Origin of the sequence: Stenotrophomonas sp. AG209 (assembly GCF_003550055.1) — a bacterium.
Taxonomy (GTDB): Bacteria; Pseudomonadota; Gammaproteobacteria; order Xanthomonadales; family Xanthomonadaceae; genus Stenotrophomonas.
Window position 1 is genome coordinate 238,020 of sequence record NZ_QXDB01000001.1, and the last position, 14,703, is coordinate 252,722.

General features: G+C 65.6%; 13 protein-coding genes and 1 pseudogene. 7 read left to right on the forward strand and 7 right to left on the reverse strand.

Going from position 1 to position 14,703, the window contains the following annotated elements:
- Positions 1 to 474 (reverse strand): hypothetical protein, encoded by a 474-nt coding sequence (locus DFO63_RS01080; protein ID WP_049445381.1) that lies wholly within the window; start codon positions 472 to 474, stop codon positions 1 to 3.
- Between the two features lie 112 nt (positions 475 to 586).
- On the opposite strand from DFO63_RS01080, the gene clpS reads away from it, so the two are divergent.
- Complete coding sequence (clpS, locus tag DFO63_RS01085) at positions 587 to 913, forward strand: ATP-dependent Clp protease adapter ClpS (protein WP_005416477.1); 327 nt, start codon at positions 587 to 589, stop codon at positions 911 to 913.
- A gap of 137 nt (positions 914 to 1,050) precedes the next feature.
- Here clpS and DFO63_RS01090 read toward each other — a convergent pair whose 3' ends face one another.
- A complete protein-coding gene (locus DFO63_RS01090; protein WP_119006228.1) occupies positions 1,051 to 1,863 on the reverse strand; it encodes an APH(6) family putative aminoglycoside O-phosphotransferase in 813 nt (270 codons plus the stop codon).
- Positions 1,864 to 2,001: 138 nt separating this feature from the next.
- Between DFO63_RS01090 and clpA the strand changes: the two genes are divergently transcribed.
- The 3 genes from clpA to DFO63_RS01105 all read left to right on the forward strand — a co-directional run bounded on the left by clpA (position 2,002) and on the right by DFO63_RS01105 (position 5,039).
- Positions 2,002 to 4,287: an ATP-dependent Clp protease ATP-binding subunit ClpA gene (gene clpA / locus DFO63_RS01095; protein WP_049445375.1), complete on the forward strand. Its 2,286-nt coding sequence runs from the start codon at positions 2,002 to 2,004 to the stop codon at positions 4,285 to 4,287.
- Positions 4,288 to 4,398: 111 nt separating this feature from the next.
- Complete coding sequence (locus tag DFO63_RS01100; protein WP_233490860.1) at positions 4,399 to 4,743, forward strand: type II toxin-antitoxin system RelE/ParE family toxin; 345 nt, start codon at positions 4,399 to 4,401, stop codon at positions 4,741 to 4,743.
- 8 nt (positions 4,744 to 4,751) lie between these two features.
- The gene (locus DFO63_RS01105; RefSeq protein ID WP_049445372.1) at positions 4,752 to 5,039 is read left to right on the forward strand and encodes a HigA family addiction module antitoxin; all 288 of its coding nucleotides are present in this window, start codon (positions 4,752 to 4,754) and stop codon (positions 5,037 to 5,039) included.
- 57 nt (positions 5,040 to 5,096) lie between these two features.
- Here the strand turns inward: DFO63_RS01105 and DFO63_RS01110 are convergent, their stop codons facing one another.
- The 3 genes and pseudogenes from DFO63_RS01110 to aat form a co-directional block, all read right to left on the reverse strand.
- Positions 5,097 to 5,591, reverse strand: coding sequence for a hypothetical protein (locus tag DFO63_RS01110; protein WP_235434916.1), 495 nt, complete (start codon positions 5,589 to 5,591; stop codon positions 5,097 to 5,099).
- Positions 5,592 to 5,680: 89 nt separating this feature from the next.
- A complete protein-coding gene (gene infA, locus DFO63_RS01115) occupies positions 5,681 to 5,899 on the reverse strand; it encodes a translation initiation factor IF-1 (RefSeq protein WP_005409596.1) in 219 nt (72 codons plus the stop codon).
- Positions 5,900 to 6,069: 170 nt separating this feature from the next.
- Positions 6,070 to 6,726 (reverse strand): annotated as a pseudogene (aat, locus tag DFO63_RS01120) (leucyl/phenylalanyl-tRNA--protein transferase); the annotation flags it as partial.
- Positions 6,727 to 6,798: 72 nt separating this feature from the next.
- On the opposite strand from aat, the gene DFO63_RS01125 reads away from it, so the two are divergent.
- Positions 6,799 to 8,067, forward strand: coding sequence for a hypothetical protein (locus tag DFO63_RS01125; RefSeq protein ID WP_101765427.1), 1,269 nt, complete (start codon positions 6,799 to 6,801; stop codon positions 8,065 to 8,067).
- Positions 8,068 to 8,182: 115 nt separating this feature from the next.
- Here the strand turns inward: DFO63_RS01125 and DFO63_RS01130 are convergent, their stop codons facing one another.
- Entirely contained in the window at positions 8,183 to 9,307 is a 1,125-nt protein-coding gene (locus DFO63_RS01130; protein WP_049445364.1) for a GNAT family N-acetyltransferase, read from the reverse strand.
- 191 nt (positions 9,308 to 9,498) lie between these two features.
- Between DFO63_RS01130 and DFO63_RS01135 the strand changes: the two genes are divergently transcribed.
- Positions 9,499 to 11,007 carry an N-acetylmuramoyl-L-alanine amidase gene (locus tag DFO63_RS01135; protein WP_119006229.1) on the forward strand — a complete coding sequence of 503 codons (1,509 nt, stop codon included), beginning with the start codon at positions 9,499 to 9,501 and terminating at the stop codon, positions 11,005 to 11,007.
- 121 nt (positions 11,008 to 11,128) lie between these two features.
- Here the strand turns inward: DFO63_RS01135 and trxB are convergent, their stop codons facing one another.
- Complete coding sequence (trxB, locus tag DFO63_RS01140) at positions 11,129 to 12,100, reverse strand: thioredoxin-disulfide reductase (protein WP_119006230.1); 972 nt, start codon at positions 12,098 to 12,100, stop codon at positions 11,129 to 11,131.
- 233 nt (positions 12,101 to 12,333) lie between these two features.
- Between trxB and DFO63_RS01145 the strand changes: the two genes are divergently transcribed.
- Complete coding sequence (locus tag DFO63_RS01145; RefSeq protein ID WP_049445356.1) at positions 12,334 to 14,694, forward strand: DNA translocase FtsK; 2,361 nt, start codon at positions 12,334 to 12,336, stop codon at positions 14,692 to 14,694.
- Positions 14,695 to 14,703: the final 9 nt, after the last annotated feature.

Below are 14,703 nucleotides of genomic sequence, written 5' to 3' on the forward strand. Positions count from 1 at the left end.
TCAGAACTCGTCCTTCTTGGTCAGTTCCAGCTCCATCGCGTCGGCGGTGCGGATGGCCGCATCGATGGCGTCGCTGAGCTGGTCGGCGGTGGCATCGGCGTCGATCTTCACCACGAACATGGCGGTGGTGTCCTGCTTTACCCAGCCGCCCATCTTGGCGTCCTGCGAATCTTCCAGCAGGCGGTTGGCCACGGCCACCGGGAACTGCTTGGTCTTGGTGCTGTAGGCCGGCGACCAGATCTCGCGGATGTTGTGGCTGCCGAAATCTTCCACCGCCGAGCGCACGTAGACCATCTGGGTGCGATCACCCTCGACGTCGAAGACCATGCGGTAGTCGCCATCCTCGTCGACTTCGTAGGTGTAGCCCAGCTTGTCCAGGTGGCGGGCCACGGACTTGTCGGCACTGGTCGCGGCGGCGGCAGAGCCGGCAGCGGCCAGGGCGATCAGCAGGGCGGAGAGAAGGGTCCTTTTCATGAAGATCCTGTGAAGCAACGTTGAAAGAAGGTGCAATTGTGACGGTGGGCGTGCGTGCCGTCCAATCTGCGGCGGGCCGACGCAGGCCCGGCGCTGCCTCTATAATGGGTGGATGCCCCATGAGTCCTCCCCCGATTCCCAGCACGAGCACGGCGTTGCCGTGGAGCCCGCGCGCCCGGAAGTGGCGCCGCCGCCGTTCTACCAGGTGATGCTGCTCAACGACGACTACACCCCGATGGATTTCGTGGTGGATGTGCTGCAGCAGTTCTTCAGCATGGACCTGGACAAGGCCACGCAGGTGATGCTGCACGTCCATACCCGCGGCCGCGGCGTCTGCGGGGTGTTCACCCGCGAAGTGGCCGAGACCAAGGTCGCCCAGGTCAACGAATACTCGCGGATGAACCAGCACCCGCTGCTGTGCACGATGGAAAAGGCCTGACCTGCTGCCGGTTCTCGTCCGGGCGTATCGGCACCGGCCGGGCGTGCCCACCAGGGTGGGCACCTACCAGAGCATGAGGCCTGTATCGATCCCGGGCGGCCGTGCCCACCAAGGTGGGCATCTACCAGAACCCTGGCTCACCCCTCCGCCAGCGCCTCCAGCGCCATCCGCGCCACCGCCTCGTCCACGTCGGCCGGGTCGCCGTCATCCCTGAACCACACTGCCGACAGCGCCGTGCTGGCCGCGATCCAGCGCAGCAGGCGCGTGCGCTCCAGGCCGGCCAGTGCGCTGACCTGTTCCAAACGGGCGGCAAAGCGCTCGGGCCGGGTGGCCACATGGATGCCGGCACCGCACAGGTCCGGATTGCTGAACATCGTCGTGTAATCGAACGCGCGGTCGCCCAGCAGCCGCTTCGGGTCGATCGCCAGCCAGCCACGCGCGCCGAAATCCAGCACGTTGTCGTGATGCAGGTCGCCGTGCAGCGGCCGGATCTCGCGTTCTTCCTGCAGCAGGCCTTCCGCCAGCGATCTGCACTGTTCCAGCAGTGGTGGCAGCGCCGCCCTTGGCTGCAGCAGGTCGACGAACCATCTACGCAGGCAGACCAGGTCGTCTGGCGGCGCGCTCCGTGGCCGGTGCAGCCGCTGCAGGACCTGGCAAAGGAGGGTGGTGCAGGCGTCATCGTCGCCGTCGATCGAACGTTGCCGCAGCGAGTCGCCGCCGGCACGCTCGATCAGGATCGCCGGTCCCTCGTGGGCCAGCAGGCGGGCGGCGCCGTCACCGTCCCACCAGCGCAGCAGGCGATGGCTGTTCTGCTCTTCGGTTTCGCTGCTGACCTTCAGCATCGCCGGTTCGCCGGCGGCGGTCAGCACCGGCCAGAGCTGGGCATGGGGCGTTTCGATGGCCGGGCCATCACGCCGCAATCGCCAGCGGCTCAGGTAGGGTTCGCTCATGCTGGGTGGGCTGTCCTGGAGTGAATGAAGATCAAGCGATTCGCACTGCTAACGCCATCTGAACGCAGCAATCCGCTAGGGTGATGGAAATCGCGTAGTCAGGCCGCATATTGTCCCCATCTGCCGCCGGAGTAATCCATGTTCAGCAAAGACCTCGAACACACCATCGGCCAGTGCTACAAGCGCGCCCGTGAGGCCCGGCATGAGTTCATGACGGTCGAACACCTGCTGTTGGCACTGCTCGACAACCCGTCCGCCCAGGCCGTACTGAAGGCCTGTGGTGCCGACGCCGAACGCCTGCGCCAGGAGCTGGAGCAGGCCATCGAGGCTTCCGTGTCCCGCCTGGCCGAAGATGACGGCCGCGATACCCAGCCGACCCTGGGCTTCCAGCGCGTGCTGCAGCGGGCCGTGTACCACGTGCAGTCCTCGGGCAAGAAGGAGGTCACCGGCGCCAACGTGCTGGTCGCCATCTTCGGCGAAAAGGACTCGCACGCCGTCTATTACCTCAACCAGCAGGACGTGACCCGGCTGGATGTGGTCAATTACCTGTCCCACGGCATCGCCAAGCTGGGTGAGGAGGGCGAGCAGCCGTCCTCTTCCTCCGAGGGCGAGAGCCGCATGGAAGGCGGGGAGGGTGAGCCGAAGGGCGATGCCCTGACCGAGTTCGCCAGCAACCTCAACGAACAGGCCCGGGCCGGTCGCATCGACCCGCTGGTCGGCCGTGCCGATGAGATCGAGCGCACCATCCAGGTCCTGTGCCGCCGCCGCAAGAACAACCCGCTGTACGTGGGTGAGGCCGGCGTGGGCAAGACCGCGATTGCCGAGGGCCTGGCCCGCCGCATCGTCGAGGGCTCGGTGCCCGACGTGCTGGCCGACGCGGTGATCTATTCGCTCGACCTGGGCGCGCTGGTGGCTGGCACCAAGTACCGTGGCGACTTCGAGAAGCGCCTGAAGAGCGTGCTGACCGCGCTGAAGAAGGTGCCCAATGCGGTGCTGTTCATCGACGAGATCCACACCATCATCGGTGCCGGTTCGGCGTCGGGAGGCACCATGGATGCCTCCAACCTGATCAAGCCGGCGCTGGCCTCCGGTGAGCTGCGCTGCATCGGCTCGACCACCTTCCAGGAATACCGTGGCATCTTCGAGAAGGATCGGGCGCTGGCCCGCCGCTTCCAGAAGATCGACATCGTCGAGCCGACCGTTGGCGAGACCTACGAGATCCTGCAGGGGCTGAAGTCCAAGTACGAACTGCACCACGGCGTGACCTATTCCGACGAAGCGCTGCAGGCGGCCGTGGACCTGTCGGTGAAGCACATCGGCGACCGCCTGCTGCCGGACAAGGCCATCGACGTGATCGATGAGGCGGGTGCCCGTCAGCGCCTGCTGCCGGAAGGCCAGCGCAAGGAGCTGATCGACGTCGAGGAAGTGGAGGCGATCGTCGCCAAGATGGCGCGCATCCCGACCAAGCAGGTCAGCGCCACCGACAAGGATGTGCTGCAGCACCTGGAGCGCAACCTGAAGATGGTGATCTTCGGCCAGGACCCGGCCATCGAGACGCTGTCCTCGGCGATCAAGCTGGCACGCTCCGGCCTGGGCAATCCGGAAAAGCCGATCGGCAACTTCCTGTTCGCCGGCCCGACCGGTGTCGGCAAGACCGAGGTGACCAAGCAGCTGGCGCTGCAGCTGGGCATCGAGCTGGTCCGCTTCGACATGTCCGAGTACATGGAGCCGCATTCGATCAGCCGCCTGATCGGTGCGCCTCCGGGCTACGTTGGCTTCGACCAGGGCGGCCTGCTGACCGAGAAGATCGTCAAGACGCCGCACTGCGTGCTGCTGCTGGACGAAATCGAGAAGGCGCACCCGGACATCTTCAACATCCTGTTGCAGGTGATGGACCGCGGCGTGCTGACCGATACCAACGGTCGTGAGGCCAACTTCAAGAACGTGGTGCTGGTGATGACCACCAATGCCGGCGCGGCGCAGGCCTCGCGGCGCTCGATCGGCTTCACCAAGCAGGACCATGCCACCGACGCGATGGAGACCATCCGCCGCAGCTTCACCCCGGAATTCCGCAACCGCCTCGACGCGGTGGTGCAGTTCCAGGCGCTGGGCTTCGAGCACATCCTGCGCGTAGTCGACAAGTTCCTGATCGAGCTGGAGATGCTGCTGCAGGACAAGCACGTCAGCCTGTCGGCCACCCCGACCGCACGCGACTGGCTGGCCCACCACGGCTTCGACCCGCTGATGGGTGCGCGCCCGATGGCCCGCGTGATCCAGGACAAGATCAAGCGTCCGCTGGCCGACGAGCTGCTGTTCGGCAAGCTGGTCAACGGCGGCAAGGTGAACATCGATGTCCGCGACGACGAGCTGGTGGTCGAGACCCAGGCCGAACCGGAGCGCCTGCTGCCGGCGACTGTGGAGTGAGCTGACACCGGGCCTGGCCCGGTGGACCTGAAATGACAAGGGCGGCTTCGGCCGCCCTTGTTGTTCTGGGTCTGTCGCCTGCGGCCTTGCTGGAAGGGTGCGGAGGCATCGATGCTGTTCCGTGAGCGCGATGGGGTGTTGCTTCATTTGTATCGCGCAACGATACGGGATACAGTGATGATCATCGGCTTTCGCCACAAGGGTCTCGAGCGCCTCTACCGTTCCGGCATCAGCAGCGGGATCCGGCATAGTCACACCAGCAGGGTGTTGATGATCCTGTCGATCCTGGATGCGGCTTCGGCGCCCGGGGATCTCGCCATGCCTGGATTGCGCCTCCACAAGCTGCGGGGCGACCTGAAGGGGCATTGGTCCGTATGGGTCAATGGGAATTGGCGGATCACCTTCCGTTTCACCGGTGGCGACGTGGAGCTGCTGGACTACCTGGACTATCACTGAGGCTGCGCATGATTCATCACCACCCACATCCAGGGCAGACGATCAAGGCAATGGTCTTCGATCCGATGGATCTCTCGGTGACCGAAGCGGCCGAGCGCTTGGCAATGTCGCGGGTGGCATTGTCGCGGGTGTTGAACGGCAAGGCGGGCATCAGCCCTGATCTGGCCATTCGCCTGGAAATGGCCGGGGTCAGTACGGCGTCTTTCTGGATGGGGCTGCAATCCAACTACGATCTCTGGCTGGCGCGGCAACATAAGCAGCCACGGGTGCTGCCACTGGTTGCGCCTGCGCGGTGATGCCCTTCATGACAAGGGCGGCTTCGGCCCCCCTTGTCATATGCGTCATATGCGCCGTCAGCGGCTGCGCTGGCGGGCCTTCTTCTTGAAGGTGGCCTCGTCGACAGGCTCGATCTGCGCCACGGTGCAGCGGCTGGAGTCGGTGTGCAGCTGGCTGCGCCCAGCGGCACACAGCAGGCCCTGTTGGCCGTCCGTGGAGAAGCTCAGTTTCCGCGAGTAGCCCGCTGCCGAGCAGTCGTCCTGGAAATGCACGACGTAGTGGTCCTGGCCATTGCGTAGCAGGATGTTGCGCGACGCGCCGGCGCGCACCAGTTGCTGATCGCTGCCCAGTTGGACGCAGTCACTGGCGGCGGAAGGGGTGTCGGCGGCGCGCGCGGGCAGTGCGCTGGTGGACGCGACAACGGCGACGAGCAGAGTGGTTAGCGGGAGCATGTTCATGGCGGGGCAGGGGGATGGCGATCCGGACTGGATCGGGTCCCACGATGCCGCCACGGATGCAGATGCGAATCTGCCGCAAGCAGGGCTGACCGACGTCACGGTGAGTTCGGTCACGATGACCTCCGGCAGGGCCAGATTGCAGGCATGACAAAAGGCCAGCAACCAGGGCTGGCCTTGTCGAAGTGGCGCAACGCGCCGACCGCTTACTTCATGCGGTAGGTGATACGACCCTTGGTCAGGTCGTACGGGGTCATTTCAACCTTGACCCGGTCACCGGTGAGGATGCGGATGTAGTTCTTGCGCATGCGGCCGGAGATGTGGGCGATGATTTCGTGCCCATTTTCCAGACGAACGCGGAAAGTGGTGTTCGGCAGCGTCTCGCTGACGGTGCCCTCGAACTCGATGGAATCGTCTTTCGACATGTAGTCCTGTGCGGTTCAGAAAACGGCCACGCTGGGCCTAAGGCGCGGTATTTTACGCGTGACGGGTCCAGCTTGCAAAGTTTGTGTTAACCCCCGGCCAAACGCCGTGCCGGCAAGCGTCCGACCGCCTGTGTCCACGGGCCTTCACGGCCGTCATGGCGCACCGCGTGGCGGACGTGCTCCAGAAACGCCGCGCGCGGCAGGTGTTCGGCGCCCATCCGCAGCAGGTGCGGATTCTTCACTTGGGCATCGATCAACGCCCAGCCCCAGCCGTGAAGCCTGGATGCCAGCGCGGCCAGGGCGATCTTGGAGCCGCCGCTGGCGCCACTGAACATGCTCTCGCCGAAGAACATCGTTCCGATCGCCACCCCGTAGATGCCGCCGACCAGCGTCTGCCGGTCCCAGACCTCGAAGGAGTGGGCAAAACCGAGGTCGTGCAACTGACTGTAGGCCTCGACCATGTCGGGGCTGATCCAGGTGCCGTCCTGGCCAGGGCGAGGTGCCGCCGCACAGGCGCGCATCACCCGGCTGAAGGCAGTGTCGGCGGTGACCTCCCATGTGCTGCCGCGCAACTGGCGCCGGAAGCGGCTGGACAGATGCACGCCATCGGTACGGAACACCATGCGCGGGTCGGGCGACCACCACAGGATCGGCTCGCCCTCGCTGAACCATGGAAAGATGCCGCCGGCGTAGGCATTGAGCAGGCGTGCCGGATGCAGGTCGCCGCCCACTGCCAGCAGGCCGTCGGGCTGGCGCAGGGCCGTCTCGGCCGGGGGGAACGGAGCGTCCGGCGCATCGGCCAGGCGCCAGGGCAGCTGGCGGGTCATGCTGGCATTGTATTCGCCGTGGTGATCGGTGATGTCTGGCACCATCAGCATCCAACGGCAAGGAGCCTGCGAATGAGCGACCCGATCTCAGCCATCCTCGACCTGCATGACACCCCGCGCACGCGCAACGACAGCCAGGGCATGCTGCTGTCGCTGGCCGCCGAGCATCCGCGCCAACTGGGTGAGTTGATGCTGCAGGCCGTGGCGCGACGCTCGCCCGGCTCGGCCTTCCTCGACATGGCGCTGGACCTGTTGCCGGACGAGGCGGTGCCCGCGGTCGCTGCCGATGCATGGCGGCGCTATCGGGATGGCGAGCGCGGAGAACTGCTGGCCAGCGTGATCGAATTCGCCAGCTACCAGGCGCCGCAGGTGCTGCAGGACGACTGGGAGGCATTGCTGGCGCTGGCCACTGAAGACGAGTTGCAGCTGGCCTCGCAGGTATGGCGGGACCTGCCAGCCGAGGTGGCCGCGCAGTGGGCGCAGGCCCTGGCCGAGGCCGGGGACGATCGTGAGATGGCGCGGGCCAGGGTACTGCTGCTCGCCACACAGCCGGACAGCTACCCGGTGGCCCGCGGATACCTCGCCGACTGGGGGCAGCTGGACCCCGAGGTCTGGGCGCATTGGGCCGGCGTGGCCAACGGTGCGCGGCCGCGCCACCTGCATGACCAGAAGCCGCTGCACATCCGCTTCGGTCGAGCGCAGCATCGCGCACAGCAGGCCGACGAGCCGAGCTGGCGCAAACGCATCTGGCGCCTGCATCCGACCTGGAATGGTGGGCAGGTACAGCACGCCGGCCACATGGGTGGACCACTGGAAGCGCTGTGTGGCAGCTGCCATGCGCCGCTGCAGCGCCTGCTGCAGACCGACGCTGCCGCGCTGCAGCCGGGTGCAGCGGGCGAGATCACGCTGGGCCTGTGCCTGGACTGCTGCGGCTGGGAGGAGCCGCCGGTGCGCTTCTATCGCCACGACGGCGAGGGCCTGCCCGGCTGCCATCCCAGCCAGTACCGCGAGGTGCCGAACACGCCCACCGACAGCGGCGACCTGATGCAGGCCGAGGTGGGACTTGTGGCGCTGGAAAGCGTGCGCTGGCAGCAACAGGACTGGGGCCAGTCCAATCATCGGCAGAACCTGTCACGCGTGGGCGGTGCGCCCAGCTGGGTGCAGAGTGCCTGGTACCCGGCGTGCATCGATTGCGGCGAGGAGATGCCCTTCGTGATGCAGCTTGATTCGACGCTGCCGACCACGCGTGAGGGCACGCTGCTGTGGGGCAGTGGCGGCATGCTCTACACGTTCTGGTGCGCGACGTGCCGGGTGAGTGGGCACTTCTGGCAGTGCACCTGAGCGCAGCGCACTCGCCATCGCGCTGGTAAACGCCAACCCTATGGCCTGGTGGGTGCCGATCTTGCCTCGGTCGGACGCCTTGGTAGGTGCCAACCTTGGTTGGCACGCTTTTCCGCTACGGCTCTACGCGGAACGGCCCATGCCCCTGCAGCTCCTGCTGGTAGCGCCGCACATCGCGCCGCTCCTGTCGGCACCAGTCCTGCAGCGCCTCGGCGAACTCCGTGTCGGCCACCCAATGCCGGCTGCGCACCAGCGTAGGCAGGAAGCCGCGTGCCAGCTTGTGCTCGCCCTGCGCTCCGGGCTCGAAACGGGTCAGCCCCTCTCGCAGGCAGTATTCGATGCCCTGGTAATAGCAGGCCTCGAAGTGCAGGCCGGGCAGGGTAGCGCCACCCCAGTAGCGGCCGTAAAGCGTGTCGCCACCGCGCAGGCAAAGTGCACCGGCAATCGGTTGGCCCTCCTGCTCGGCCAGGAACAGCACCAGCCCGCGCCCCAATGAAATGGCCAGATGGCGCAGGAAGGCCTCGGTCAGCGCCGGGGCGTTGCCGTATTCGAGGAAGGTCTGCAGGTAGAAGCGGTACATCGCCTGCAGGTCGGCGCGGCTGGCCTCGTCGCCATGCACCACGCGAAAGGTGATGCCCTGGCGGGTGACCTTGGCCCGTTCCTGGCGGATGTTCTTGCGGTGCTTGTGGTTCATCGCGCCGAGGAACTGATCGAACGTCGCCCACTCACCCGGGTTCTGCCACTGGAACTGCACATCCTCGCGCAGCAGCCAGTCATCGCCGAACTGCGCCTCGTCGCCCGCGGTGTGGAAATTGATATGGGCCGAGGACACGTCCAGTGCCGGCAGCGCAGCACGCAACGCCGACAGCAGCGCGGCGCGTTCTGAATCGTGACGGGCCAGCAGGCGCGGGCCGGTGACCGGCGAGTACGGCACCGCGCCCAGCCATTTCGGGTAGTAGTCACGGCCATGCCGGGCATAGGCGTTGGCCCAGGCGTGGTCGAACACGAACTCGCCGTGGGAGTTGGTCTTCAGGTAACCCGGAATGGCGCCCATCAGGCGGTCGCCCTCCCATAGCGTGAAGTGCCGGGGCTGCCAGCCCCAGTCCTCGCGCAGGCAGCCGTGTTGTTCCAGGCCAGACAGGAAGGCATGGCTGACGAACGGGTTCTGGCCGTCGTGCAGGGCATCCCAGTCGGTGGCGGGAATGGACTGCAGGGAGTCGAGGAAGCGGGCGGAGGGCATGGTTGGCAAGGATAGGCCAGGTGGATCGCGAACGGTGTTGGCGGGCCTGGGTTGGTTTGTTCCGGTTGGGGGTGAGGAAAATTTGAATTCTCCATTCGTGTGCGCTTGGTTGCGGAATGCCTGAATGCACAGGGGCAGAGTGAGCTGCGCCGCTGGAGCGGTGCATTCACTCTTTGCATGGAGTAGCCAAAATGAACCAGAAAATTCGCCTTGGATCCCTTTCTGTCCTGCTGTCTCTTTTGGGCAGCGGACTGTTGATCAGCCCCGCGCAGGCCGTTGATGCTCCTCCTGCGATGGGGCAGGACACTGGGCTCGACATCCTCTTGACCCAGAAGGCGCGCGATATTCTGGGGCGCGTTCGTCTCGTGGATGGCCAGGCGCGCAGTCACCGGGTTGAGGTGTCAGCAGATATCGCCAACGGTGTAGTGACCGTAGCGCTGGATCGGGTCTTCCTTCCTGCCGATTACGGACCGTCGTTCGAGGATCAGCGAAGCGAGATCAGTTTTGGACTACTGCATTGGGCCGAGCAGGCGGCGCCGTTCAGTCGTGTCGTTTTTCTGTATGACGGGAAAGAGATCGAATACTACTTTCCCGAGATAAAGGCTGCGGACGACGCGGCGCGGGAGGCGGGAGAGGCGCTGCGGCGGATGCGTGGGGCGACTGGTTCCGGGATGGCATTTGTCGCAGCCGGACATGGGTATTTCTATAGCTACAAGGACAACCGGTGGGTGACCTCGAGAGATGAATGGAATGGCGTCTCCGAGGGGTTGTTGACTCCGTCGTACGCCGCGGACCTGAAGGCGGTGATCGAGCAAAGGAGCCAAATGCCTGTCGTCCGTCCGCGCGTTCAGATCACGGGGTCGACTCATCCGCAGAGTGGTGAAGAGTGGTGGACCATAGCTGCGCGCTACGCAATTGCGGAGCAGTATCCGGCCGAGACAAAGATATGGAATACGTACGCAGGCAGTGCGCTTTGGGATCGGGAGGAGCGTGAAGACATCAATAGTCGGCCGCTGCTCGCAAACCACCACGGCGCTGAGGTAGCGATTCATCTGCACAGCAATGGAGAACCCTCGGGGGCGGCACGCGGCACTCGTGTGATCGTGCAACCTGGTAGGCCGATGGATGCTGCCCTTGCACAGAGTGTCCTGTGCTCGATGAAGGAGCTGATTCACTCGCTACCTGAGTATGGGGCGTTCACCGTGGCTCCTGCTCCGCACGCGCTGAACAAAGGGGAGAACCGCGAGGCGCACATGCCATCGATCATCGTAGAGACGGCATTTCACACGAATCCGGAGGATGCCAAGGCATTGCAGGACCCCGTCTTCCGCTCGGCGTCCATGAAAGGCGTGGAGAAGGGCTATCGCCTGTGGGCAACAGGAAAGACCTGCGAGCCCCTGGCACTGCGTCCGGTGCCGGATACCGACGTGCCGATCCAGGCGGCCCGGGACATTGAACTGGGCTATGCCGGGAATCCTCAGTATCCGTTGTCTGTGGAGCTCTCACTGGCCTCCTGTTCGGGGGAAGGCGCATGCACGCCATCGGCGACGACGTTCGATGACCCTGCCAAACCGCTGACCATCAATCTCGCCTGCAATGGCCCAGACCCGGGTGTCGCGCGCTGGAGTGCTGTACTGCGCGACGCGGATGGCGTTGCCACGGCACCGGTCGAGTTCTCGCAGGCGTGCGTGCGGGCGTGAAGGCTGGCATCGGTCCGCCAGGCGTGGCCTGGCACTACTGAAAGTACAAAGGCCGGCGCTTTCGCGCCGGCCTTTGGTCTGGGTCGAGCATGGCTCGACGCTACAGAAGCAGGTCAGCGACTCAGCTGGCCTTGCCCTGCGCGTCCAGGTAACGCTCGGCATCCAGTGCGGCCATGCAGCCGAAGCCGGCCGAGGTGATCGCCTGGCGGTAGTGCTGGTCGGCCACGTCGCCGGCGGCGAACACGCCTTCCACCGAGGTCTGGGTGGCGTTGCCGCCCAGGCCCGAGCGGATTTCCAGGTAGCCGTTGTTCATCGCCAGCTGGCCGTCGAACAGGGTGGTGTTCGGGTGGTGGCCGATGGCCACGAAGAAGCCGTGGGCGTCGATGTCGCGGGTGCTGCCGTCCAGGGTGGACTTCACGCGCACGCCGGTCACGCCGGCGTCGTTGCCCAGCACTTCCTCCACTTGGTGGTGCCAGACGGTCTCGATCTTGCCTTCGGCCACCTTCTTGAACAGCTTGTCCTGCATGATCTTTTCCGCCTTGAGGGTGTCGCGGCGGTGGACCAGGTAGACCTTGCGGGCGATGTTGGACAGGTACAGCGCCTCTTCCACGGCGGTATTGCCGCCACCGACCACGACCACGTCCTGGTCGCGGTAGAAGAAGCCGTCACAGGTGGCGCAGGCGGACACGCCGCGGCCCTTGAACTCGTCCTCGGTCGGGATGCCCAGGTACTTGGCGGTGGCGCCGGTGGCGATGATCAGGGCATCGCAGGTGTACTCGTGGCTGTCGCCGATCAGCTTGAACGGGCGCTGCGACACGTCGGCGGTGTGGATGTGGTCGAAGATGACCTCGGTCTCGAAGCGCTCGGCGTGGGCCTGCATGCGCGCCATCAGGTCCGGGCCCATCAGGCCATGGACGTCGCCCGGCCAGTTGTCCACCTCGGTGGTGGTCATCAGCTGGCCGCCCTGCTGCAGGCCGGTGATGACAACCGGCTTCAGGTTGGCGCGGGCGGCGTAGACGGCGGCGGTCCAACCGGCCGGGCCGGAACCGAGGATGACGAGGCGCTGGTGGCGGGAGGGCAGGCTGGTGCTCATGTAGACTCGCGAAAAGGTAGATGGGACAAGGCGCTGGCGATGTTTGCGCAGCATCCGTGGCTGGTCATAGAGTGGCGGCTGGGGCAGGGCGATTCAAGCCGATGAACAGAACGCCGTCATCCAGCGGTGGTTCCGGCCCTCTGATCGCCCTGTCAGATGTCGCATAACTGAAAACTGACGCCGTCTCATTTATTATCAATCACTAACAGCGCATTCCAAAGGTATGGTCTAAGGTGGCGAAGCAGGTCCCCGAACGCTCCAAGTCCGACGACAGCAAGGCGTCACGTCGCACGGCCGCGGCGGCGACGACCGACAATCCACGCCGCCAGCGCCTCTGGCGCGATCTGGGCCTGATCGCGATCGCGCCGGCCCTGCTGTACCTGGCGGCCAGTCTTTTCACGTATTCAGCCACGGATCCGGGCTGGTCGCACACCGGCAGCGTGGTCGCACCGGTGCACAACCTCGGCGGCCGCGCCGGGGCCTGGATCGCCGATGTGCTGCTGCAGCTGTTCGGCTACATCGCCTTCCTGTTGCCGGTGGTGCTGGGCGCGCTGGCGTGGATCGCCATGTTCGGCCTCAAGCGCGAGAGCAAGGGCGAGAACGACCTGGACCCGGCGCTGCGCCTGGTCGGCCTGGTCGGTTTCCTGATCGCCGGCACCGGCTTCCTGCATGTGCGCCTGTTCAGTGGCGATGTCTCCAGCGCCGGCGGCATCCTCGGCAAGCTGGTCGGCAATTCGCTCACGGTAGGCTTCGGCGCGCTGGGCGCGAACCTGTTCGTGCTGGTGCTGCTGCTGGCCTCGATCACCCTGGCCACCGGGCTGTCCTGGTTCACGGTGATGGAGAAGATCGGTCGCGGCGTGATGTCGCTGGCGCCGTTGCTGGCGCGCAAGAAGGAAGAAGTCACCGAGTGGCAGCAGACCCGGGTGATGCGCGAGGAGCGCCAGGAAGTGCGCAAGGCCGATGCCGAGGTGCGCGCCAAGCGCGAGCCGGTGAAGATCGAGCCGCGCCCGGAACCGGTGATCGAGAAGAGTGACCGGGCCAAGCGCGACACGCAGATCCCGATGTTCCGTGGCGTCAACGGCGACGGCTCGGACCTGCCGCCGCTGGCCCTGCTGGACGATCCCAAGCCGCAGCCGGTGGGCTACGACAAGGAAACCCTGGACGCGTTGTCGCGGCAGATCGAGTTCAAGCTGAAGGACTTCCGCATCGACGCCCAGGTGGTCGGCGCCAACCCGGGCCCGGTCATCACCCGCTTCGAGATCGAGCCGGCGCCGGGCATCAAGGTCAGCCAGATCAGTTCGCTGGACAAGGACATCGCGCGCGGCCTGTCGGTGAAGTCGGTGCGCGTGGTCGACGTGATTCCGGGCAAGTCGGTGATCGGCCTGGAAATTCCCAATGTCACCCGCGAGATGATCTACCTGTCCGAGCTGCTGCGCTCGAAGGAATACGACAAGTCGGCCAGCGTGCTGACTCTGGCGCTGGGCAAGGACATCGCCGGCCGCTCCACCGTGGCCGACCTGGCGCGCATGCCACACCTGCTGGTGGCCGGTACCACCGGTTCGGGCAAGTCGGTGGCGGTCAATGCGATGGTGCTGAGCCTGCTGTTCAAGGCCTCGCCGAAAGACCTGCGGATGCTGATGATCGACCCGAAGATGCTCGAACTGAGCGTCTACCAGGGCATCCCGCACCTGCTGGCGCCGGTGGTCACCGACATGAAGGAGGCCGCCAACGGCCTGCGCTGGTGCGTGGCCGAGATGGAGCGCCGCTACAAGCTGATGAGCGCGGTGGGCGTGCGCAACCTGGCCGGCTTCAACAAGAAGGTGAAGGAAGCGCAGGACGCCGGCCAGCCGCTGATGGACCCGCTGTTCAAGCCGAACCCGGAACTGGGCGAGGCGCCGCGTCCGCTGGAGACGCTGCCGTTCATCGTCATCTTCATCGACGAATTCGCCGACATGATGATGATCGTCGGCAAGAAGGTGGAAGAACTGATCGCGCGCCTGGCGCAGAAGGCGCGTGCGGCCGGCATCCACCTGATCCTGGCCACGCAGCGCCCGTCGGTGGACGTGATCACCGGCCTGATCAAGGCCAACATCCCGACCCGCATCGCCTTCCAGGTCAGCTCCAAGATCGACTCGCGCACCATCCTCGACCAGTCGGGCGCGGAAACCCTGCTCGGCCACGGCGACATGCTGTACCTGCCGCCGGGTACCGCGATGCCCGAGCGCGTGCACGGCGCCTTCGTCTCCGACGAGGAAGTGCACCGCGTGGTCGAACATCTCAAGGCGATGGGCCCGGCCGACTATGTCGACGGCGTGCTGGACGAAGTGCAGACGATGGGCGACGGCGTGGTCGTCGGTGCCACCGGCCTGCCCGAGAACAGCTCTGCCGGCGATGAGTCCGACCCGTTGTATGACGAAGCGCTGCGGGTGGTCACCGAGACCCGCCGCGCTTCGATTTCCGGCGTGCAGCGCCGGCTGAAGATCGGCTACAACCGTGCAGCGCGACTGATCGAGGCCATGGAAGCGGCCGGCGTGGTCAGTTCGCCCGAGCACAACGGTGACCGCACGGTGCTGGCACCGCCGCCGCCGAAGTAAGGCCCGACG